Below are 21578 nucleotides of genomic sequence, written 5' to 3'. Positions count from 1 at the left end.
GGCAAGCCCCCTTCCACATTTGAAAGTGTTCACAAATCGAGATGGGGGAGACGGCAGGTTGCTGGCTGTCTGATTGGCGGTGACGGGGCTGGCCTCATCAAGGGCAAACCCCTTTGCACACCTTTTTGATGTGTGAACGCATTCAAATGTGGGAGGGGGCTTGCCCCCGATGGCCGCGCCTCGGTTTTCCAGAAATCACCCAGGCTGTTACCATTCGCCCCTTGTTTCAATTTTCAGTTTTATCGCCCATTCGAGACCTGCCATGACCACCGTCCGCACGCGCATTGCGCCATCGCCTACTGGGGATCCCCACGTCGGCACTGCTTACATCGCCTTGTTCAACTACTGCTTTGCCAAGCAGCATGGCGGTGAATTCATCCTGCGGATCGAAGACACCGATCAACTGCGCTCCACCCGTGAGTCGGAGCAGCAGATTTTCGATGCCCTGCGCTGGCTCGGCATCACCTGGGCGGAAGGCCCGGATGTCGGCGGCCCTCACGGCCCGTATCGTCAGAGCGAGCGCAGCGACATCTACAAGCAGTACACCCAGCAACTGGTGGACATGGGTCATGCATTCCCCTGCTTCTGCACCGCTGAAGAGCTGGACCAGATGCGCGCCGAGCAACAGGCCCGTGGCGAAACCCCACGCTACGATGGCCGCGCGCTGCTGTTGTCCAAAGAAGAAGTGGCCGCGCGCCTGGCTGCCGGCGAGCCCCATGTGATCCGCATGAAAGTGCCGAGCGAAGGCGTATGCGTGGTGCCGGACATGCTGCGCGGCGACGTCGAGATCCCGTGGGATCGCATGGACATGCAGGTGCTGATGAAGACCGACGGCTTGCCGACGTACTTCCTGGCCAACGTGGTGGATGACCACCTGATGGGCATCACCCACGTGCTGCGCGGCGAAGAGTGGCTGCCATCGGCGCCCAAGCTGATCCTGCTCTACGAGTACTTCGGTTGGGAACAGCCGCAGCTGTGCTACATGCCGCTGCTGCGTAACCCGGACAAGAGCAAGCTGTCCAAGCGCAAGAACCCGACTTCGGTGACCTTCTACGAGCGCATGGGCTTCATGCCCGAGGCGATGCTCAACTACCTGGGCCGCATGGGCTGGTCGATGCCCGACGAGCGCGAAAAGTTTTCGCTGCAGGAAATGGTCGATAACTTCGACCTGTCCCGCGTCTCCCTGGGCGGTCCGATTTTCGATATCGAGAAGCTGTCGTGGCTCAACGGCCAGTGGCTGCGTGACCTGCCGGTAGAGGAGTTCGCCAGCCGTGTGCAGCAATGGGCGCTCAACCCCGAATACATGATGAAAATCGCGCCGCTGGTGCAGGGCAGGGTGGAGACGTTCAGCCAGGTCGCACCGTTGGCCAGTTTCTTCTTCGCCGGGGGCGTGAACCCGGACGCCAAGCTGTTTGAATCGAAAAAGCTTTCGGCCGATCAGGTACGCCAGCTGATGCAGCTGATCCTGTGGAAGCTCGAAAGCCTGCGCCAGTGGGAGAAGGATGCGATCACCGCGACGATCCAGGCGGTGGTCGAGTCTCTGGAACTGAAGTTGCGCGATGCCATGCCATTGATGTTTGCCGCGATCACCGGGCAGGCCAGTTCGGTGTCGGTGCTCGATGCGATGGAAATCCTCGGCCCGGACCTCACGCGTTTCCGTCTGCGCCAAGCCCTTGATTTGCTTGGCGGTGTCTCGAAGAAAGAAAACAAAGAGTGGGAAAAGCTGTTGGGCGCTATTGCGTAAACAGACGGTGGTAAGGACGAAACCCCGGTTTTCCGGGGTTTCGACGGTAAGTGATTGTTATCCCGGCAAAAAATTTTGAAAATTGTTGAAAATAAATTTGACACGTTTCCAAACCGCCATTAAGATTCGCCCCGTCCTCACCGATGAGGGGCTATAGCTCAGCTGGGAGAGCGCTTGCATGGCATGCAAGAGGTCAACGGTTCGATCCCGTTTAGCTCCACCAATTTACAGGTTCAAGGTCTGGCCACACCGTCCTTGAATCGATCGGCACTCAGCGCCGATCAGTTGTACAGAAGGTTTTGTCCCCTTCGTCTAGTGGCCTAGGACACCGCCCTTTCACGGCGGTAACAGGGGTTCGAGTCCCCTAGGGGACGCCAGTTTCAACAAGCAGCTCGAAAGGTCTGCTGCGCCGCCAGGCGAAAAATCGGGGCTATAGCTCAGCTGGGAGAGCGCTTGCATGGCATGCAAGAGGTCAACGGTTCGATCCCGTTTAGCTCCACCAATTTACAGGTTCAAGGTTGCGGCCACACCGTCCTTGAATCGATCAGCACTCAGCGCTGATCACTGTACAGAAGGTTTGTGTCCCCTTCGTCTAGTGGCCTAGGACACCGCCCTTTCACGGCGGTAACAGGGGTTCGAGTCCCCTAGGGGACGCCACGATTACCCGCTTTGCGGGATTTTTAAGGGTCATTCAATTATTGAATGGCCCTTTTGTTTGTCTGGCGTTTGGCCAATTCTTTGCTCACTTCCTTTCTTCTGTTCTGACCAATGGTCATGCTAGTCGCTTGCGCAATATTATTATGGTAATAATATTACTCCACGAGAGACGGAGGCTTTGATGAGCGATAAGAAAGCACAAACTCGCGAACGTATTTTGCAGGCTGCCAGCTCGGCATTGATCCAGCGTGGCCCGGCTGAGCCGAGCGTCGGTGAGGTCATGGGGGCGGCGGGGCTGACGGTGGGTGGTTTTTACGCGCACTTTGAAAGCAAGGATGCGCTGATGCTGGAAGCGTTCACTAAATTGCTGGCCAAGCGCCGCGCGGCGATCGAAGAAGTCGACTCGCAGCTGTCCGGCGAAGAGCGCAGAAGCCTGGTGGCGGCGTTTTACCTGTCGCGCAAACACCGCGACTCCACCGCCCAGGCGTGCCCGCTTCCTGCGACTGTCGGCGAGATGGGCCGTTTGCCGGACGCATTTCGTCAGGTGTTGAGCGAACACTGCGAGTTGATGGCGGCCCAACTGGCGGCCAGCCCGGAGGATACCGACAAGGCTCTGGCCGACATGGCGCTGATGGTCGGCGGCCTGACGCTGGCGCGGGCCCTGGGTCCGGGCGAGCTGTCCGATCGCGTGTTGCGCGCTGCCAAGTCGGCGGTACGCTGAAGAGGGTTCAGAGCATGGGCAGCTTGACCTGGGTTCGTGGCTTCAATCGCACTGTTGGCCGGCTTGCACCGCAAACGGTGGCCAACAGCATGCGTCGCACCTTCATGACGCCCCGCGAGCTGCCACCGCGTGAGTGGGAGCTGCCGTTACTGGCGCAGTCGGAGCGCATTACCCTGCGTTTCGGCCTCTCGGCGCTGCGCTGGGGCCAGGGGCCTGCAGTGTTGCTGATGCACGGTTGGGAAGGGCGGCCCACGCAGTTCGCCAGCCTGATCACGGCGTTGGTGGATAACGGCTATTCGGTGATTGCGCTGGACGGCCCGGCCCATGGGCATTCGCCGGGGCGAGAAGCGCATGTGCTGCTGTTCGCGCGGGCCATGCTGGAGGCGGCGGCTGAGCTGCCCCCGCTGCACGCGGTGGTCGGCCATTCGATGGGCGGCGCCAGCGCGATGCTGGCCGTGCAATTGGGGCTGCGCACGCAGGCGTTGGTGAGTATCGCTGCGCCGTCGCGGTTCCTGGACGTACTGCGCGGTTTCACCCGAATGATGGGGTTGCCACCGCGCGCACGTTCGGCATTCATCCAGGAGGTCGAGCTGGCCTTCGGCATGCCGCTCAAGCACCTGGACGTCGCGCACTACCACATGAATCTCCCCGGCCTGATCGTGCATGCAGAAGACGATACGTTCGTCCCGGTCAAGGCCTCTCTAGCTATTCATGAGGCCTGGTTCGACAGCCGGCTGCTGCGGCTGGAGCAGGGCGGGCATCAGAAGGTCCTGGCCGACCCGCGCGTGATCGAAGGCGTGCTCACCCTGTTGGCGAGCTGCCATTTACAGCAGCGCCAAACCGCCTGATACACTGCGCCCGCCGACATCAATCGACTGGAGCAAGGCATGGGCTGGGATTTGGCAACGCCGTTCATTATCGATCTGCAGGTCGCCCCTGAGGACATCGACGGCCTCGGGCACGCCAATAACGCGGTGTATGTCTCCTGGCTGGAGCGTTGCGCCTGGCGTCATTCCCAGCGCTTGGGGCTGGACCTCACCGAGTACCGGCGCCTGGACCGTGCCATGGCTGTGGTGCGTCACGAGATTGACTACCTGGCGGCCGGCTACGAAGGCGATGAACTGCAACTGGCCACGTGGATCGTCGACTGGGACCAACGTCTGAAGATGACGCGGCGTTTCCAGCTGGTACGCCCGCGTGACGGCGCCACCCTGCTGCGCGCGCAAACCACCTTTGTGTGCATCGAACTGTCCAGCGGCCGACCCAAACGCATGCCTGCCGAGTTTGTCGAGGGTTATGGGCCTGCGCTGACAGGGGGTTAACGGTTGTTGCGGGAAACCCAGTAAACTGCGCCACGATTTTTGTTGAGTGTTTTCCATGCAAATTGCTTTGGCGCCCATGGAGGGGTTGGTCGACAACATCCTGCGGGACGTGTTGACCCGCGTGGGCGGTATCGACTGGTGCGTGACCGAATTTATCCGCGTCAATGACCGCTTGCTCACCCCTGCCTATTTCTACAAGCTCGCCCCGGAACTGTTGCACGGCGCCCATACCGCGGCGGGCGTGCCGCTGCGCGTTCAATTGCTGGGCTCTGACCCGGTATGCCTGGCGGAAAACGCCGCATTGGCCTGCGAGTTGGGGTCGCAGGTGATCGACCTCAACTTTGGCTGCCCGGCCAAGACCGTCAATAAGTCCCGCGGCGGTGCAGTACTGCTCAAGGAGCCGGAGCTGCTCAACCGGATCGTCGAGCATGTTCGCCGCGCAGTCCCTGCCCACATCCCGGTAACCGCCAAGATGCGCCTGGGCTTCGACAGCCCGGATGGTGCGCTGGTCTGCGCCACGGCGTTGGCCGAAGGCGGAGCCGCGCATATCGTGGTACATGCGCGTACCAAAACCGATGGCTACAAGCCGCCGGCCCATTGGGAGTGGATCCCGCGTGTGCAGGACGTGGTCAAGGTGCCGGTGTTTGCCAATGGTGACATCTGGAGCGTCGAAGACTGGAAACGCTGCCGCGAAGTCAGCGGCGCCGAAGACATCATGCTGGGCCGCGGCCTGGTGGCGCGCCCCGACCTGGCGCGGCAGATCGCGGCGGCGCGCGCAGGGCAAGAGGTGGTGGAGATGACCTGGACCCAGATGCAGCCGATGCTCCAGGAATTCTGGACCCAATCGGTGGCGCAATTGACTGAGCGCCAGGCGCCCGGCCGTTTGAAGCAGTGGCTGGCGATGCTGACGCGCAACTACCCTGAAGCGGTGGAGCTGTTTACGGCGATGCGCCGCGAGACCGACCTGGAGCAGGTCAGTCGCCTGCTGGGAATGCCTCATCCCATGGTTGCCTGAAGTCAGTCAATTACACGTTTTTATCGCTAGTACCCATGAAGGCGCCACTGCAGGCGCCTTTTTTTCGTCGGCGAGTTAACACAAGTGAGCGACGAGTAAACGCGTGCAATGTTATCGACGAGTGACACGCCTACCGAGTATTAGCGCATGTGACCACGCTTGAGTGTCAACAAAGCCATGAATCAAGGCGTGGTGGAAGTTGTCCATGAGGCAATGTCTGATAATGCGCTTTGGTTTGCTTATATGAACTGCGATTTGCGGAACTGGATAGCCTAACTCTCCACGAATGGAGGGACTGTGATGCAGCACTGTTGTTATTCAGTCATAAAACTATCACTCCCTCTGGCCAGTAATAGGTCAGGTTGTATGAAGTAAAGGAATATTGCGAATGTCTATGTCGATTAACACTCCGCCAATGGCAAAGTTCGATACATCTGCCGTTGATCAGCAAGCGGTTTCAAAAAACAAGGCTGTTATAGATTCGAATACTCAGTCCCTCGGTACAACGCCTCCTCAGACGTCACTGCGCCCCGATGGCACTCAAGGTTTGCACAATAGGGTAGTCACTCCCGAGACTGCGCTGGCACAGTTATTCGATATGCTCGAAGGTATCTTCAAGGCCATGCGCGATATATTTTCGGGCAAAACTGCGCTCAAGCCCGACTCAGGCAAACTGCCGATCACACCGGATACCAACAAGGAGCTGGCCAGGCCGGATGCGGGCAAGCTGCTGGTGAAACCGGATACCAGCAAGGAACCGACTAAGCCGGGTGTAGATAAGCTGCCAGTGCTGCCGAACACCCGCAAGGAGCTGACCAAACCGGATGCAGGCACGCTGCCGGTGGTGCCGGACGCCGGTAAAGAACTCACCAAGCCGGATGTGGACAAGTCGCCGGTGCTGCCGAAACCCAGCGATTTGCCGGTCTTGGTGCCTGACGGTAATAAGCCGCGCCCGCTGCCATTCCCGCCAACGGTGCCCAAGCCTGAGGTCAGCGTGAACAACGACCCCAAGGCGAACGTACAGGTGAATGTGGTCGTCAGCCATTGCCACTGCCCTGATGGAAAAGTATTGCCGGAGCGATTGCCGACCCCAAAGGTTTCCGTAGATACCCGTCCCCAGCCGCCCGTATTGCCAGACGCCAAGCCCCAGCCACCGGTGCTGCCCGGTAATTTTCCAAGGCCGAACGTTCCAATGGATACCAAGCCTCAACCCGCAGTCTTGCCAGATAACAAGCCAGCGCCATTGCCCGACGCTCCCACGCCAGATCTGACCAGTCCTGGCCCTGTCGACGATCGATCTGCTGGCAGGCATGGGCGCTTTAATCATCGGCTAAGTTCCAGGTTTTAAAGAAAACCATCGCGCTTCAGTCTTTTTATAAATGCAGGCACTTTTTTTCGGAAGTGTATTTCGAGGAGGTGCCTGTGTGTGGAGAACTCTATGTCACTCTTTCCCATTAATAATATTGCGCGTGTCATTGACGTAAGGCGGTCACTGCCGATCGAATCGCTCAGTGCAAGTAATGAGCGAACTATTGAAGCCAATGTCAGTCGCGAGTCGATCAGCGCTACGCCTGTTATGGCCTATCGTGATAGGCCGCAACATTCGGCGGGTATCGGAAATGACTCGGAAGCGATCAATGCGGTCGTGGCTTTATTCACTTCGTTCTTCACTCAGTTGCTCGCTCTGGTAACGGATAAAAAAGAAAGGAATAGGCCTGACGGTGTTCCTTTACCCTCACCGGTTGTGCCGCAGGTAATTCCCCAACCGGTGTTACCGAAACCTGATGCCACAGCGCAGATCCCTGGTTTGTCGGGAAAGCGCAACGGCGCGAAGCCCGACAATATCTGGAGCGGCTTTCGCCAGGGCCCGGATGGCAATTGCGTGACGGTGTCGGCTATCAAGGCTGCGATGTATCGATTCGGTCAAAGCCCGACCGATATTTTCAAGGAGGTGGCGAGGACGCACGACGGTTACCAAGTGGTCATGCGCGATGGCTTTCGGCTCACGTTGACCGACCGCGAATTGGCCGAGGGTGCCCGGGGCGCCCAATTCAACGGGCCTGACAAAGGCATGCTCAAGGATGCGCAGTTCCTGTTCGCGGTGAGCGCCAAGCGTGCGCAGATGGAAAACAATGATGGTACGGCCGGTCGAAGTTATCAGGCAGCCATTCGCAGCCTCAACAACGGCGAAGATGAGACCGGTCCGGGAGAAGGCTTTCTGCGCCTTGGGTTGAGAAGCCACATGAAACGCGTGCCGGTGCGTGAGCTTGCCCAGGGGCAGATAGGCATGTGCAACCGGACCGGCCATTCGGTGGCGGTCATCAACGGCCGCGAGGAGTTATGGGGGAAACAGGGGCGGGTCCCCACGCATGGTCAAGCCGTTGCACTGATTTGACCATGATGCACCTGGGCAGGGATAACCCAGGCTGCACTCTGTTTCAACACGGAGTTTCAAAATACCCCTATCCCAGCAACTGCCTGAACCCCTCTATCGGCAATGGCCGACTATGCAAATACCCCTGATACAAATGGCAGCCGAGCCTTTGCAGGAACGCCAATTGCTCCTCGGTTTCCACGCCTTCGGCAATCACCTCCAGATTCAAACTGCGGGCCATGGCGACAATGGCGCGGATGATTTCAGCGTCATTGGGGTCATGAGTCGCGTCGCGCACGAACGACTGGTCGATTTTCAGCGCATCCACCGGCAAGCGCTTGAGGTAGGTCAGGGACGAGTAACCGGTGCCAAAGTCATCCATCGCAAAGCTCACGCCGAGTTTTTTCAAGCGGCGCATCTTCATCACCGTGTCGTCCAGATTCTGGATCACGATGCCCTCAGTGATTTCCAGCTTGAGCAAACTGTAGGGCAGTTGGTGCTGGGTGAGGCTACGCTCGACCCGTTCCACAAAGTCATTCTGGCGAAACTGCCGGGGACTGATATTCACGCACAGGCTGAAACTCAGCGGGTCCACCAGACCCTCGGCAATCAACCGCGCAAAGGCGCCGCACGCTTCATCGAGAATCCAGGTGCCCACCTCCAGGATCAAGCCGCTGTCCTCCAGCACCTTGATAAATTCCGTCGGTGACTGCGCGCCCAGTTGCGGGTGCTGCCAGCGCACCAGCGCCTCGGCGCCGACGATCCTGTTGCCGCGCGCATCTACCTGGGGCTGGTAGTGCACGCTGAATTCGCCGCGTGACAAGGCCAGGCGCAGGTCGGTTTCCATGCGCAGACGCTCGCTGGCGGTTTTCTGCATGCTGTTATGGAACATTTGGGTGGTGTTGCGCCCGGAGTCCTTGGCGCGGTACAAGGCGATGTCGGCGCGCTTGAGCAGATCGGCGGGCGTGGTGCCATGGTCAGGAATCAGTGCCACACCGATGCTTGGCGTCACCTGCAAGCGGTGGCCGTCAAGGAACATCGGCTCCGAGAGCAATTCACGCAGGGTATCGGCCAGTTCCTGCACCTGGCCGCCGACTTGCGTTCTTGAACCCTCCAGGCCGCTGAGCAGCACCACGAACTCATCACCGCCCAGGCGCGCCACGGTATCTTCCATGCGCACACTGGCTTCCAGGCGTGCGGTGACGATTTTCAGTACGGTGTCGCCTACCGGGTGGCCGAGGGAGTCGTTGATATGCTTGAAGTGATCAAGGTCGAGAAACAGCAGGGCACCGCGCAGGTTGTGGCGCTTGAGCAGGGCGATCTGCTGACTCAGGCGGTCCATCAGCAGTGCACGGTTGGGCAGGTTGGTCAGCGGGTCGTGATAGGCCAGGTGGCGGATCTGTGCCTGGGCATTTTTCAACAGGCTCACGTCACGCGCGGTCAATAGCAGGCACGGCGTTTCGTTCAAGGTAATCGGTTCGACCGACACCTCTACCGCGAGCACCTCACCCCGTTTGTTGTGCCAAAGCATTTCCAGGTGATGGATGCGTCCCTTGATCTCGAGTTCGGCCAGCAGCGCGGTGCGCTGGTTTTCATCGGCCCAGATGCCAATCTGGTACAGGGTGAGGCCGATGGCTTCTTCGGCGCGGTAGCCGGTCAGGCGGCAAAACCCATCATTGACCTCCACATAGCGACCGGTGTCGCGCTCGGTGATTGAAATGGCGTCGGGGCTGGAATGGAAGGCCTTGGCAAACTTCTCTTCACTGGCCTTGAGCGCCGCCTCCGAGCGTTGTTGCTGGGTGATATCACGCAGGGTGGTCACGATGCACGGCTGCTCACTGACCTTGATCAAGCGGCTGGAAATCACGCAGGTCAGGCTCTGGCCATTCTTGGCGTGTACGACGATGGCCACATTGCTCAACGACTGCTCGCGGATCACCTGCTCGATGCGTTGCAGGCGCTTGCTTGATTCATCCCACAGGCCGATCTGCTCGGCGCTTTTGTCGAGCACTTCGGCGGCTGTCCAGCCAAAGGTCTGGGTGAACGCTGGATTGATCTCGGTAAACGCACCGCTGTCCAGACACGTGACGCAAATAGGGTCGGGGCTGGCCTGGAACAGGCTGGCGAATTTCTCTTCGGAAGCGCTCAGGCGTAGCTCGCGCTCCACCTGGTCGGTGATATCGAGCAGGGTGCCGGCCATGCGCAGGGGCTTGCCGGACTCATCGCGATACAAGCGTGCGCGGCTTTCCAGGTAGCGCGGGCTGCCGTCTTCCAGCAGCACCCGATAGGTCAATTGGTAATTGCCGTCCGGGCCTTCGCGCAGGGTGCGGTAGGCATGGCGCATGCCCTCGCGGTCTTCATCGGACATGCCTTCAAAAAACGCATCGAATGATTCGTGGAACGGTTCGCACGGCAGGCCGTGGAGCTGCGCGGCACGGGCCGAGCCGTAGAGCATGCCGCTAGGAATGTGCCAGTCCCAGGTGCCCAACTGTGCCGAGTCCAGCGCCAGGTCCAGGCGTTCCTGGCTGTCCTTGAGTGCTTGCTCGGCGTTCTTGCGCTCGGTGGTGTCGAGGAAGGTGCTGATCAGATAGGCCTCGCCCTCGAGCTCGACCTTTTGTGCACTGAGCGTGCCGTCATGGATCTGGCCGTTGCTGGCGCAGAACTGCACTTCCATGGTGATGGACTCACCTTTGCGCTGGGTGGCCTTGACCAGTTGTGCGCGTTGCTCCGGGTGGCGCCACAGGCCCAGCTCCAGGGTGGTGCGGCCAATCGCTGCAGCCACCGGCCAGCCGAACAACATTTCGAAATGGTGGTTGGCTTCGCTGATCAGGCCGTCGGTCTGGCGCGTTAGCAGCACCATGTTCGGACACAGGTGGAAAAGCGTGGCGAAGCGCTTTTCCGAATGGCTGAGGGCGTGTTCGCGCTCGCGTTGGTGAGTGATCTCGCGGATCACGCCGATCATGCGGCGCCGGCCGTTTTTGTCCGGCACCAGGCTGCCGTTGATCTCCAGCCAGTGCAGGCTGCCATCGGGCCATTGAATGCGGTGGTGCATGGCCTGTTCGACCGGCTCGCCAGCCAGCACCGCATGAAACGCCCGCACCACGCGAGCGCGGTCTTCAGGCGCCAGCAAGTCGAGGTAATTGAGGTCGTTGGACAGTGGCTGGCGAGGATCGTAGCCAAACAATGCCTGAGTGCCACGTGACCAGCTGATTTTTCCCGTGTCGATTTCCCAGCACCACGCGCCCAGCCGCGCGGCATTGAGCGCCGACAGCAGTTGCGGTGCGCTGTCCCAGCGTTGTTCCGCCTCTTGAGGGTCCAAGGCGTATATGCGGGGCAGCGGTGGTACGGAATCGACGGGGTTAGGCATTATTCAAAGGGCCTTGGCTCGATGGGAAGACAGCGCGGTTTACTTAAAAACCGAGGCCGCACAATGTCATGCCGGTACCCCTGGCAAATCGACCTGTGCATCCAACAGGCTCATGAAAGCCCGCGCAGCGTTCGACAGCGTCCTTTCGGTGTGCACGATATAGCCTAGCTGGCGACTGAGCTGTATGCCCGGCAAAGCGATACTTGCCACCTGGTCATCGAGCATGGTGCGTGGCAATACGCTCCAGGCCAGGCCGATGGACACCATCATCTTGATCGTTTCCAGGTAGTTGGTGCTCATCGCGATGTTCGGCGTCAGCCCTTGGGCTTCGAACAGGCGGCTGACAATATGGTGGGTAAAGGTGTTGCCGCCGGGAAACACCGCAGGGTGCCCGGCGATATCGGCCAGGTTGACGGTGCCGTTGCTGATCAGGCTGTGTTCGGGAGCTACCACGAAATCCAGTGGGTCGTCCCACACCGGCGTCGCGCGCACCAGGTTGTGCGGCTCGGGCGCGAGGGTGATCACCGCGACTTCGGCGCGGCCGTGGAGGATTTCTTCGTAGGCCACTTCCGAATCGAGGAATTGGATATCCAGCGCCACGTTGGGGTATTGCCGGGTGAAGGTGCGCAGGATCGGCGGCAGGCGATGCAGGCCAATATGGTGGCTGGTCGCCAGCGTGAGGCGCCCGCTGACTTCTCCCGTCAGGTTGGTCAGGGCGCGACGGGTGTCATCCAGCACATTCAGGATCTGATAGGCACGCGGCAGCAAGGCCCGCCCGGCTTCGGTCAGACCCACTTCACGGCCCAGGCGGTCGAACAAACGCACCTTCAATTGCTGCTCCAGGCCGGCAATGCGTTTGCTGATGGCCGGTTGGGTCAGGTGCAGGCGCTCACCGGCACCGGAGAAACTGCCGGTCTCGGCGATAGCGATAAAAGCATTGAGGTTGGCCAGGTCCATGGTGCTATTCCAATTGGTAATCCAAAGCATAAAAAATATGAATTTGAGTTATTTAATGTAGCGCCATACCATCAGCCTCACAAGCCAAAGGGTTATTGAAAAGCCCGGCGCAAAGAAACACCGCTGATGAGGACCGACTGATGGCCGGCAAAACGCTTTACGACAAGCTTTGGGATTCCCATGAAGTGAAACGGCGCGATGATGGGTCGTCGCTGATCTATATCGACCGTCACATCATCCATGAAGTGACCTCGCCCCAAGCGTTCGAAGGCCTGCGGCTGGCCGGGCGCAAGCCATGGCGCGTCGACTCGATCATCGCCACGCCGGACCACAACGTGCCGACCACCCCGGAGCGCAAAGGCGGGATCGACGCCATCGTCGACACCGTGTCGCGCCTTCAGGTGCAAACCCTCGACGACTACTGCGATGAATATGGCATCACCGAATTCAAGATGAATGACGTGCGTCAAGGCATCGTCCACGTGATCGGTCCGGAGCAGGGCGCGACCTTGCCCGGCATGACCGTGGTCTGCGGCGACTCCCACACCTCCACCCACGGTGCCTTCGGTGCCCTGGCCCATGGCATCGGCACCTCGGAGGTGGAGCATGTGTTCGCCACCCAGTGCCTGGTGGCCAAGAAAATGAAGAACATGCTGGTGCGCGTTGAAGGCCTGTTGCCGTTCGGTGTGACTGCCAAGGACATCGTGCTCGCGGTGATCGGCAAGATCGGCACTGCTGGCGGTAACGGGCATGCCATCGAGTTCGCCGGCAGCGCGATTCGCGACCTGTCTATCGAAGGCCGCATGACCATCTGCAACATGTCCATCGAAGCCGGCGCCCGCGTGGGCATGGTGGCGGCTGACGAAAAAACCGTTGAATACGTCAAGGGTCGCCCATTCGCTCCGCAAGGCGCTGATTGGGACGCTGCGGTGCAGGCCTGGAAAGACTTGGTGTCTGACGCCGATGCGGTGTTCGACACCGTAGTCGAGCTCGACGCGACTCAGATCAAGCCGCAAGTCAGCTGGGGCACGTCCCCGGAAATGGTGCTGGCCGTCGACCAGAACGTGCCGGACCCGGCGCAGGAAGCCGACCTGGTCAAGCGCGGTTCCATCGAGCGTGCCCTCAAGTACATGGGTTTGAAGGCCAACCAGGCGATTACCGATATTCAGTTGGATCGCGTGTTCATCGGCTCCTGCACCAACTCGCGGATCGAAGACCTGCGCGCCGCCGCCGTGATCGCCAAAGGTCGCAAGGTCGCCTCGACCATCAAGCAGGCCATCGTGGTGCCAGGTTCCGGCCTGGTCAAAGCCCAGGCCGAAGCCGAGGGCCTGGACAAGATCTTCCTTGAAGCCGGTTTCGAATGGCGTGAGCCGGGCTGCTCGATGTGCCTGGCGATGAACCCGGACCGGCTGGAATCCGGCGAGCATTGCGCCTCGACCTCCAACCGTAACTTCGAAGGGCGCCAGGGCGCCGGTGGCCGTACCCACCTGGTCAGCCCGGCCATGGCTGCCGCTGCTGCCGTCAACGGTCGTTTCATCGACGTTCGCGAATTGATCTAAAGGAAAACCCGATGAGAGCTTTTACCCAACACACAGGTCTTGTCGCGCCGTTGGACCGTGCCAACGTCGACACCGACCAGATCATCCCCAAGCAGTTCTTGAAATCGATCAAGCGCACCGGTTTCGGCCCCAACCTGTTCGACGAGTGGCGCTACCTGGACGTGGGCTACGCCTACCAGGACAACTCCAAGCGCCCGCTGAACAAGGACTTCGTGCTCAACGCCGAGCGTTACCAGGGCGCCAGTGTGCTGCTGGCGCGGGAAAACTTCGGCTGCGGCTCCAGCCGTGAACACGCGCCTTGGGCTCTGGAAGAATACGGCTTTCGCAGCATCATCGCGCCGAGCTATGCCGACATTTTCTTCAACAACAGCTTCAAGAATGGCTTGCTGCCGATCATCTTGAGCGACGCCGAAGTGGATGAGCTGTTCCAGCAAGTGGAAGCCAACGTGGGCTACCAACTGACTGTCGACCTCGCCGCGCAAACCGTGACCCGTCCGGACGGCAAGGTGTATCACTTCGAAGTGGATGCCTTTCGCAAGCACTGCCTGATCAACGGCCTGGACGATATCGGCCTGACCTTGCAGGACGGTGACGCGATTGCGGCGTTTGAAGCCAAGCATCGCGCTAGCCAGCCTTGGTTGTTTCGCGATTGATGTAGGCAGGGGGCAAGCCTCCTCCCACAGGTGTACGCATTCCAAATGTGGGAGGGGGCTTGCCCCCGATGAGGCCAGTGTTAACAACACAAAAATCCAGGGGAAACACCATGACCAGCACCGCCCACACCCAAGTCGTGCAAAAACAATTCGGCGAGCAAGCCGCAGCCTATCTGAGCAGCGCCGTACACGCCCAGGGCACCGAATTCGCGCTGCTGCAGGCCGAACTGGCCGGGCAGGGTGCGGCGCGACTGCTGGACCTGGGTTGCGGTGCCGGTCATGTGAGTTTCCACGTTGCACCACTGGTCAAGGACGTAGTCGCCTATGACCTGTCCCAGCAGATGCTCGATGTGGTCGCCGCCGCTGCGCAAGATCGCGGTTTCACCAATATCAGCACCGTTAAGGGCGCCGCCGAACGCCTGCCGTTCGCCGATGGCGAATTCGACTTCGTGTTCAGCCGCTACTCCGCCCACCACTGGAGCGACCTCGGCCTGGCCCTGCGTGAAGTGCGTCGAGTACTGAAGCCCGGTGGCGTGGCGGCGTTCGTGGATGTGTTGTCTCCGGGCAGCCCGTTGCTGGACACCTACCTGCAAACGGTCGAAGTACTGCGCGACACCAGCCATGTGCGCGATTATTCTGCCGCCGAGTGGATGCGCCAGCTCAGCGAAGCCGGCTTGCATGTGCGCAACAGCAGCCGCCAGCGCCTGCGCCTGGAATACACCTCGTGGGTCGAGCGCATGCGCACGCCGCCGGCCTTGCGCGCGGCGATCCTTGAGCTGCAGCAGGCGATGGGCCAGGAAGTACGCGACTATTACGAAATTCAAGCCGACGGCACCTTCAGCACCGACGTGCTGGTGGTGTGGGCCGAACGCTGATTGATCTTTCCCGACTTGCCAAGGGCAGGTCGCTCGATGAAATGAGGAACCCATGAGCAAGCAGATTCTGATTCTCCCTGGCGACGGTATTGGTCCGGAAATCATGGCCGAAGCGGTCAAGGTCCTTACACTGGCCAACAGCAAGTACAGCCTGGGCTTCGAGCTGAGCCACGACGTGATCGGCGGCGCAGCCATCGACAAGCACGGCGTGCCCCTGGCCGACGAGACGCTGGAGCGTGCCCGTGCCGCCGATGCCGTGCTGCTGGGCGCCGTGGGTGGCCCCAAGTGGGACAAGATCGAACGCGATATCCGCCCTGAGCGCGGCCTGCTGAAAATCCGCGCGCAACTGGGGCTGTTCGGCAACCTGCGCCCGGCGATCCTCTACCCGCAGTTGGCCGATGCGTCGAGCCTCAAGCCGGAAGTGGTCGCGGGCCTGGACATCCTGATCGTGCGCGAGCTGACCGGCGGTATCTATTTCGGCTCGCCACGGGGTGTGCGCGAGTTGGAAAATGGCGAACGTCAGGCCTACGACACCCTACCTTACAGCGAGAGCGAAATCCGCCGTATCGCCCGTGTCGGTTTCGACATGGCCCGCGTACGCGGTAAGAAGGTCTGCTCGGTGGATAAAGCCAACGTCCTGGCCTCCAGCCAGCTGTGGCGCGAAATCGTCGAAGAAGTCGCCAAGGACTACCCGGACGTCGAACTGAGCCACATGTACGTCGATAACGCCGCGATGCAGCTGGTGCGCGCGCCCAAGCAGTTCGACGTGATCGTCACCGACAACCTGTTCGGCGACATCCTGTCCGACCAGGCGTCGATGCTCACCGGTTCCATCGGCATGCTGCCCTCGGCGTCCCTGGACACTAATAACAAGGGCATGTACGAGCCTTGCCACGGCTCGGCGCCGGACATTGCCGGCCAGGGCATTGCCAACCCGTTGGCGACGATTCTGTCGGTGTCGATGATGCTGCGTTACAGCTTCAACCTGAGCGACGCGGCGGACGCGATCGAGAAGGCCGTGAGCCTGGTGCTGGACCAGGGCCTGCGTACCGGCGACATCTGGTCGCAGGGTTGCACCCAGGTAGGCACGCAAGAAATGGGCGACGCTGTAGTCGCCGCGCTGCGGAATCTGTAATCTCTCGGGCCCGCTTGCAGTTGTCGCTGCAAGGCGGCCCACTTTTTAACAAGGTGTAGTTGCGATGAAACGTGTAGGTCTGATCGGTTGGCGCGGTATGGTCGGTTCCGTGCTCATGCAGCGGATGCTGGAAGAGCAGGATTTCGATCTTATTGAGCCGGTGTTTTTCACCACTTCGAACGTAGGTGGCCAAGGTCCGTCCGTGGGCAAGGACATTGCCCCGCTCAAGGACGCCTACAGCATTGAAGAGTTGAAGACCCTCGATGTGATTCTGACCTGCCAGGGCGGCGACTACACCAGCGAAGTCTTCCCCAAGCTGCGCGAAGCCGGCTGGCAGGGCTACTGGATCGACGCCGCGTCGAGCCTGCGCATGCAGGACGATGCCGTGATCATCCTCGACCCGGTCAACCGCAAGGTCATCGACCAGCAACTGGACGCCGGCACCAAGAACTACGTCGGTGGCAATTGCACCGTCAGCCTGATGCTGATGGGCCTGGGCGGCCTGTTCGAGGCGGGCCTGGTCGAGTGGATGAGCGCCATGACGTATCAGGCAGCTTCCGGCGCCGGTGCGCAGAACATGCGCGAGCTGATCAAGCAGATGGGCGCCACTCACGCCGCGGTTGCCGATCAACTGGCCGACCCGGCCAGTGCGATCCTGGATATCGACCGCCGCGTGGCTGAAGCCATGCGCAGCGAAGCGTACCCGACCGAAAACTTCGGCGTGCCCCTGGCCGGTAGCCTGATCCCCTGGATCGACAAGGAACTGCCGAACGGCCAGAGCCGTGAAGAGTGGAAGGCCCAGGCCGAGACCAACAAGATCCTCGGTCGCTTCAAGAGCCCGATCCCGGTGGACGGCATCTGCGTACGTATCGGCGCCATGCGCTGCCACAGCCAGGCGTTGACCATCAAACTGAACAAGGACGTGCCGATCGCCGATATCGAAGGGCTGATCAGCCAGCACAACCCTTGGGTCAAGCTGGTGCCGAACAACCGTGACATCAGCATGCAGGAGCTGAGCCCGACCAAGGTCACCGGCACCCTGAATGTGCCGGTAGGCCGTCTGCGCAAGCTGAACATGGGCAGCCAATTCCTCGGCGCGTTCACCGTTGGCGACCAACTGCTGTGGGGCGCGGCCGAACCGTTGCGTCGTATGTTGCGGATTCTGCTGGAGCGTTGATCGCTTGCAGGCTTTGAAAAACCCCGCGTTCTGGTGACAGGCGCGGGGTTTTTTATGGTTCTTCGGGCCCTATCGGGGGCAAGCCCCCTCCCACATTTTGGCCTGTGAACACATTCAAGTGTGGGAGGGGGCTTGCCCCCGATAGGGCCATCAGTCACACCCCAACCCCCAGGTTAATTGCCTCACCCCCGGCCAACCGGTAAAGTGCGGCTCCCCGCAATGCCCGAGGCAGCCCCCATGACCCAGACCTTTGAAATCGCCGTGATCGGCGCCACCGGTACCGTTGGCGAAACCCTGGTGCAGATTCTCGAAGAGCTGGACTTCCCGGTAGGCACTTTGTATCTGCTGGCGGGCAACAACTCCGCCGGTGCATCGGTACCGTTCCGCGGCAAGAACCTGCGGGTAAAAGAAGTCGATGAGTTCGACTTCAGCAAGGCGCAGTTGGCCTTCTTCGCGGCCGGCCCGGCAGTGACCCTGAGCTTCGCCCCACGTGCCATCGCCGCCGGTTGCTCGGTGATCGACCTGTCGGGCGCGTTGCCTGCCGAGCAGGCCCCGCCAGTGGTGCCCGAAGCCAATGCTGCTGAGCTCAAAGGCTTGAAAAAACCCTTCCAGGTCGCAAGCCCCAGCCCGTGCGCCACCCACCTGGCGGTGGTACTTGCGCCACTGCGCGGCCTGCTGGATATCCAGCGCGTGAACGTCACCGCCAACCTGGCCGTGTCTGCCCTGGGACGCGAGGCCGTCAGTGAGCTGGCCCGGCAAACCGCCGAGTTGTTGAATGTGCGCCCGCTGGAGCCGACCTTCTTTGATCGGCAAGTGGCCTTCAACCTGCTGGCACAAGTCGGCACGCCAGATGCCCAAGGTCATACAGCCCTGGAGAAACGTCTCGTACATGAGTTGCGTACCTTGCTGGAAACACCGTTGCTGAAGATTTCCGCAACCTGCGTTCAAGCCCCGGTGTTTTTTGGCGATAGCCTGACTGTGTCACTGCAGTTGGGGGCGCCGGCCGATCTGGCTGAGGTGAGCCGCATGCTGGAGGCGGCGCCTGGCATCGAGCTGGTGGAAGCGGGCGACTACCCAACGGCAGTGGGCGATGCGGTGGGTCAGGACGTTGTCTATGTAGGACGCGTACGCGCAGGTGTCGACGACCCGGCGGAACTAAATCTGTGGCTGACGTCAGATAACGTACGCAAAGGGGCTGCGCTGAACGCCGTGCAGCTGGCGCAGTTGTTGATAAAAGGCCTTGCGTAAAAGATACTTGGCGTCAATTTGTAGATTGATTCTCACCAAGCGCTATGCTTGGCCCAAAGCGGAACAGAAGCGCGTCGGTGACCTATCGGCTCGCCATGCCTCTTATGGCAGCGGTTACCAACCTTCTCGCAGGCCGGGGAGTGTTCAGACAAAGGATGAGGCTATGGTTCAAGTTCGCAAACTGGTGTTAGCAATAGCGGCCGCCTCGGCGCTGTCCTCCGGTATGGCGCAGGCGCTGCAACTGGGGGAGATGACCCTCAAGTCGACATTGAACCAGCCGCTGTCGGTGGAAATCGAGTTGCTCGACGTCGGTGGCCTTACGGCCTCCGAGATCACCCCGAGCCTGGCCTCGTCCCAGGCGTTCGTCGATGCCGGTGTCGACCGCCAGGCCTTTCTCGACGAGCTGACCTTTACGCCAGTGGTCAATCCCAATGGCCGTAGCGTGGTGCGTGTCACCTCCAGCAAACCGCTGCCTGATTCCTATGTGCGCTTCCTGTTGCAAGTGCAGTGGCCCAATGGCCGACTCATGCGTGACTACAGCGTGCTGCTCGACCCTGCCAAGTTCGACCAGCCAGCACCGACCGCCAGCGCGCCAGCGCCGCGCTTGAGTGCGCCGGTCGGCACTGCGTCCGTCGCCAGCAAGTCTGCGCAACATACCACCACCGCTCGCGATACTTTGTGGGAAATTGCCGAGAAAAACCGCAATGGTGGCTCTGTGCAACAGACGATGCTGGCCATTCAGGCGCTCAACCCGGATGCCTTTGTCGATGGCAACATCAACCGCCTGAAAACCGGCCAGGTCCTGCGCCTGCCGGACACCGTGCAAAGCACCGCACTGGCGCAACCGCAAGCGATCGCCGAAGTGGCTGCGCAGAATGCCGCCTGGCGCCAGGGCCGCCGCACCGCTGGCCAGCAAGTGGCGGGCAAGGCCCAGTTGGATGCGACCAAGCGCACCGAGACGGGCAATGCGCCGTCGAGCACCAACGCCAAGGACAACTTGAGCCTGGTTTCGGCCGAGGCTGCCAAAAAAGGTGCAGCGGGAAAGGTGGGTGATAGTCGCGCGCTGGGCGACAAGCTGGCAATGACCCAGGAGCAGCTCGACACCACACGCCGCGACAATGAAGAGCTCAAAAGCCGCGCGGCAGATTTGCAAAGCCAGTTGGACAAGCTGCAAAAGCTGATCCAACTGAAGAATGACCAGCTGGCCCGGCTGCAGGCCGAGAAAGGTGATGCGGCGGTGCCCGCAGCGGCGGCGACGCCTGCCCAGTTGGCCGGTGAGCCGGCGCCAGCTGCCGCCACTCCGGCAGCCCCGGCCGCGGTGGCGGAGCCTGCTCCGGAGCCTGCCAAGCCGGTTGTCGCGCCTGCGAACAACGAAGGCAAATTCAACGAGCTTTTGACCAACCCTGTCGTGCTCGGCGTCCTCGGTGGCGCGGCGGTCATTCTGGCGTTGCTGCTCCTGCTGCTGTGGGCGCGCCATCGTAACGCCCGTCGTGAAGAGGAAAAACACCTGCGCATGGCGCGTGCCCTGGCTGAAGAGCCGGAGTTCACTTCCAATATCGAACGCGACCTGCCGTCCGACAGTTTCGAAGGCCTGGAAGTGCCGCCGCCAAGCGTCGCCCTGGCGGCCGCGCCTGCTCCCGCACCTGCACGTGCTGCGGTGGCTGAGCCCGTAGCGCCGACCGTCGCCTCCGTGCTGGCGCCGCTGGCGACTGCCGTGGCCCCGAGTTCCAGTGACGCGTTGGCACAGGCCCAGTCCCATATCGACCGTGGGCACCTGAACCAGGCGGCTGACGTGCTAGAGCAAGCCATCAAGCAGGAGCCCAAGCGCAGCGACCTGCGTTTGAAGCTGATGGAAGTGTATGGCTTGCAAAATGACAAGAACGGTTTTGTCAGCCAGGAGCGTCAACTGGTGGCCAATGGTGAAAACCACGCCCAGGTCGAGCAACTCAAAGGCCGTTTCCCGGCCATGGCGGTGTTGGCGGCGGGCGTGAGTGCCGCAGTCGCCGCCGCAGCCCTGGACGCGCAGTACGTCAAGGATTTGCTGGAAGACAAGCCGGCCGCGCCAGAGCCAGCGCCAGAGTCTTTCGATACCGATTTCGACCTGAGCCTGGACGACCTGGAGGCGGCATCGCCGGCTGAGGTCAAGGACGATCAGCAGACATTCGAGACGCTTCTTCAGCAGCAGACCGCCGCCAACAACAGCGCGGACGACCTCTCTGACTTTGACCTGGACCTGCAATTGGATGCACCGGCGTCCGCGCAGTCCGATGATGACTTCCTGTCGGGACTTGAAGGGCAGATGAAGGACGTGCAAGCCGTCGAGCCGCCGACCCTCAGCCCCGCAGCGCTGGATGACTTCGATCTGCCGGAAGATTTTGACCTCTCCCTGGCGGATGAGCCCGAATCGGCGGCCAAGCCAGATGCCTTCGCTTCGGAGCTGGACGACGTCAACGCTGAGTTGGACCGCCTGTCCCAGAGCCTGGAGCATCCGTCCATGGAGCCGTCCTTCACGGCTGAAGACGCGGCGATGGGTGATGATGAGCCCGAGTTCGATTTCCTGTCCGGCTCCGATGAAGTCGCCACCAAGCTCGATCTGGCCCAGGCCTATATCGACATGGGGGATGCCGATGGCGCCAAAGACATCCTTTCCGAAGTGCTGACCGAGGGCAGCGAGGTTCAGCGCGGCGAGGCCAAGGAAATGCTCGGCCGATTGGCGTAAGCCAGGCAATGAACAATGCGGCGACCTTCGGGTCGCCGTTTGCTTTTGTGGGGGG

At 60.9% G+C, this 21578-nt stretch carries 16 protein-coding genes and 4 tRNA genes; 18 read left to right on the top strand and 2 right to left on the bottom strand.

From position 1 onward, the window contains the following. Window positions 1-262: 262 nt before the first annotated feature. The 11 genes from gltX to C4J94_RS27890 all read left to right on the top strand — a co-directional run bounded on the left by gltX (window position 263) and on the right by C4J94_RS27890 (window position 7854). Window positions 263-1744 (top strand): glutamate--tRNA ligase, encoded by a 1482-nt coding sequence (gltX, locus tag C4J94_RS17980; protein WP_046068947.1) that lies wholly within the window; start codon window positions 263-265, stop codon window positions 1742-1744. Between the two features lie 147 nt (window positions 1745-1891). Then, window positions 1892-1967: transfer RNA gene (locus C4J94_RS17975), tRNA-Ala, on the top strand. Between the two features lie 78 nt (window positions 1968-2045). Then, window positions 2046-2121, top strand: a tRNA-Glu gene (locus C4J94_RS17970). Window positions 2122-2170: 49 nt separating this feature from the next. Further along, window positions 2171-2246 (top strand) — tRNA-Ala (locus tag C4J94_RS17965). Between the two features lie 79 nt (window positions 2247-2325). After that, window positions 2326-2401, top strand: a tRNA-Glu gene (locus tag C4J94_RS17960). Between the two features lie 181 nt (window positions 2402-2582). After that, a complete protein-coding gene (locus C4J94_RS17955) occupies window positions 2583-3122 on the top strand; it encodes a TetR/AcrR family transcriptional regulator (RefSeq protein WP_124387396.1) in 540 nt (179 codons plus the stop codon). 14 nt (window positions 3123-3136) lie between these two features. Continuing rightward, window positions 3137-3970 (top strand): alpha/beta hydrolase, encoded by an 834-nt coding sequence (locus tag C4J94_RS17950; RefSeq protein WP_124387395.1) that lies wholly within the window; start codon window positions 3137-3139, stop codon window positions 3968-3970. Window positions 3971-4009: 39 nt separating this feature from the next. Continuing rightward, window positions 4010-4444, top strand: a complete 435-nt coding sequence (locus C4J94_RS17945) for a thioesterase family protein (RefSeq protein WP_124387394.1) — start codon at window positions 4010-4012, stop codon at window positions 4442-4444. Between the two features lie 55 nt (window positions 4445-4499). Further along, window positions 4500-5459, top strand: a complete 960-nt coding sequence (locus C4J94_RS17940; protein ID WP_124387393.1) for a tRNA-dihydrouridine synthase — start codon at window positions 4500-4502, stop codon at window positions 5457-5459. Between the two features lie 388 nt (window positions 5460-5847). Next, window positions 5848-6807, top strand: a complete 960-nt coding sequence (locus C4J94_RS17935; RefSeq protein WP_124387392.1) for a hypothetical protein — start codon at window positions 5848-5850, stop codon at window positions 6805-6807. A gap of 90 nt (window positions 6808-6897) precedes the next feature. Next, window positions 6898-7854: a hypothetical protein gene (locus C4J94_RS27890; protein WP_256657552.1), complete on the top strand. Its 957-nt coding sequence runs from the start codon at window positions 6898-6900 to the stop codon at window positions 7852-7854. Window positions 7855-7921: 67 nt separating this feature from the next. Here the strand turns inward: C4J94_RS27890 and C4J94_RS17925 are convergent, their stop codons facing one another. Next, the gene (locus tag C4J94_RS17925) at window positions 7922-11200 is read right to left on the bottom strand and encodes a PAS domain S-box protein (RefSeq protein ID WP_124387391.1); all 3279 of its coding nucleotides are present in this window, start codon (window positions 11198-11200) and stop codon (window positions 7922-7924) included. 66 nt (window positions 11201-11266) lie between these two features. Then, window positions 11267-12157 carry a LysR family transcriptional regulator gene (locus C4J94_RS17920; RefSeq protein WP_124387390.1) on the bottom strand — a complete coding sequence of 297 codons (891 nt, stop codon included), beginning with the start codon at window positions 12155-12157 and terminating at the stop codon, window positions 11267-11269. 140 nt (window positions 12158-12297) lie between these two features. Here C4J94_RS17920 and leuC point away from each other — a divergent pair, with 140 nt between their 5' ends. The 7 genes from leuC (at window position 12298) to C4J94_RS17885 (ending at window position 21523) form a co-directional block, all read left to right on the top strand. After that, a complete protein-coding gene (leuC, locus tag C4J94_RS17915; protein ID WP_124387389.1) occupies window positions 12298-13716 on the top strand; it encodes a 3-isopropylmalate dehydratase large subunit in 1419 nt (472 codons plus the stop codon). An 11-nt stretch (window positions 13717-13727) separates the two neighbouring features. Then, entirely contained in the window at window positions 13728-14369 is a 642-nt protein-coding gene (gene leuD / locus C4J94_RS17910) for a 3-isopropylmalate dehydratase small subunit (RefSeq protein WP_124371258.1), read from the top strand. A gap of 110 nt (window positions 14370-14479) precedes the next feature. After that, the gene (locus C4J94_RS17905; RefSeq protein ID WP_124387388.1) at window positions 14480-15244 is read left to right on the top strand and encodes a class I SAM-dependent methyltransferase; all 765 of its coding nucleotides are present in this window, start codon (window positions 14480-14482) and stop codon (window positions 15242-15244) included. A 52-nt stretch (window positions 15245-15296) separates the two neighbouring features. Beyond that, window positions 15297-16379 carry a 3-isopropylmalate dehydrogenase gene (gene leuB / locus C4J94_RS17900; RefSeq protein WP_124387387.1) on the top strand — a complete coding sequence of 361 codons (1083 nt, stop codon included), beginning with the start codon at window positions 15297-15299 and terminating at the stop codon, window positions 16377-16379. Window positions 16380-16443: 64 nt separating this feature from the next. Then, entirely contained in the window at window positions 16444-17556 is a 1113-nt protein-coding gene (asd, locus tag C4J94_RS17895; RefSeq protein WP_124387386.1) for an aspartate-semialdehyde dehydrogenase, read from the top strand. A gap of 237 nt (window positions 17557-17793) precedes the next feature. After that, entirely contained in the window at window positions 17794-18804 is a 1011-nt protein-coding gene (locus tag C4J94_RS17890) for an aspartate-semialdehyde dehydrogenase (RefSeq protein WP_124387385.1), read from the top strand. Window positions 18805-18967: 163 nt separating this feature from the next. Beyond that, complete coding sequence (locus C4J94_RS17885; RefSeq protein ID WP_124387384.1) at window positions 18968-21523, top strand: FimV/HubP family polar landmark protein; 2556 nt, start codon at window positions 18968-18970, stop codon at window positions 21521-21523. Window positions 21524-21578: the final 55 nt, after the last annotated feature.

Source organism: Pseudomonas sp. R5-89-07 (assembly GCF_003851685.1).
Lineage (GTDB): Bacteria > Pseudomonadota > Gammaproteobacteria > Pseudomonadales > Pseudomonadaceae > Aquipseudomonas.
The sequence above is the reverse complement of the archived record's forward strand: the minus strand, read 5'-3'. Positions and strand labels throughout refer to the sequence as shown.

Bases quoted from the DNA above. Each gene is read 5' to 3' on its own strand.
- gltX (WP_046068947.1), top strand. From the start codon at position 263: ATGACCACCGTCCGCACGCGCATTGCGCCATCGCCTACTGGGGATCCC.
- C4J94_RS17955 (WP_124387396.1), top strand. From the start codon at position 2,583: ATGAGCGATAAGAAAGCACAAACTCGCGAACGTATTTTGCAGGCTGCC.
- C4J94_RS17950 (WP_124387395.1), top strand. From the start codon at position 3,137: ATGGGCAGCTTGACCTGGGTTCGTGGCTTCAATCGCACTGTTGGCCGG.
- C4J94_RS17945 (WP_124387394.1), top strand. From the start codon at position 4,010: ATGGGCTGGGATTTGGCAACGCCGTTCATTATCGATCTGCAGGTCGCC.
- C4J94_RS17940 (WP_124387393.1), top strand. From the start codon at position 4,500: ATGCAAATTGCTTTGGCGCCCATGGAGGGGTTGGTCGACAACATCCTG.
- C4J94_RS17935 (WP_124387392.1), top strand. From the start codon at position 5,848: ATGTCTATGTCGATTAACACTCCGCCAATGGCAAAGTTCGATACATCT.
- C4J94_RS27890 (WP_256657552.1), top strand. From the start codon at position 6,898: ATGTCACTCTTTCCCATTAATAATATTGCGCGTGTCATTGACGTAAGG.
- C4J94_RS17925 (WP_124387391.1), bottom strand. From the start codon at position 11,200: ATGCCTAACCCCGTCGATTCCGTACCACCGCTGCCCCGCATATACGCC.
- C4J94_RS17920 (WP_124387390.1), bottom strand. From the start codon at position 12,157: ATGGACCTGGCCAACCTCAATGCTTTTATCGCTATCGCCGAGACCGGC.
- leuC (WP_124387389.1), top strand. From the start codon at position 12,298: ATGGCCGGCAAAACGCTTTACGACAAGCTTTGGGATTCCCATGAAGTG.
- leuD (WP_124371258.1), top strand. From the start codon at position 13,728: ATGAGAGCTTTTACCCAACACACAGGTCTTGTCGCGCCGTTGGACCGT.
- C4J94_RS17905 (WP_124387388.1), top strand. From the start codon at position 14,480: ATGACCAGCACCGCCCACACCCAAGTCGTGCAAAAACAATTCGGCGAG.
- leuB (WP_124387387.1), top strand. From the start codon at position 15,297: ATGAGCAAGCAGATTCTGATTCTCCCTGGCGACGGTATTGGTCCGGAA.
- asd (WP_124387386.1), top strand. From the start codon at position 16,444: ATGAAACGTGTAGGTCTGATCGGTTGGCGCGGTATGGTCGGTTCCGTG.
- C4J94_RS17890 (WP_124387385.1), top strand. From the start codon at position 17,794: ATGACCCAGACCTTTGAAATCGCCGTGATCGGCGCCACCGGTACCGTT.
- C4J94_RS17885 (WP_124387384.1), top strand. From the start codon at position 18,968: ATGGTTCAAGTTCGCAAACTGGTGTTAGCAATAGCGGCCGCCTCGGCG.